1 protein-coding gene is annotated in these 264 nt (G+C 69.3%); it reads left to right on the top strand.

Translation table 11 applies throughout. The annotated features are described in order from the left end of the window. The coding region (locus lacNas_RS00370) for a hypothetical protein (protein ID WP_201346487.1) at window positions 1-264 on the top strand (264 nt) is incomplete at both ends.

The following is a 264-nucleotide window of genomic DNA, read 5'->3' on the forward strand; positions in this document are numbered from 1 at the left end:
CCGGCCGCCAGCACGCGGTCTGGCGCAGCCGGCCTTTGCTGGTGGCCGGGGGGCTGCTTTTGGCGCTTTCTGCCTTGATTGCCGTTTCCGGGGAGCGCGGCTTTTACCGGGCAAGCAACCAGGCCGCTGACCGCTTGGTCTCCCGGGTCTTGAAAATGACCGGCCGCCAGGACGTGTCGATTGCTTCAGGCAGCGTGCCCCGGGGCAACAACTACCGCACCGACGCGGCCCGGCTGAAGCTGACGGTCAGCCGCCGGCCGGCTG

Origin of the sequence: Lactobacillus nasalidis, assembly GCF_016587775.1 — a bacterium.
Lineage (GTDB): Bacteria > Bacillota > Bacilli > Lactobacillales > Lactobacillaceae > Lactobacillus > Lactobacillus nasalidis.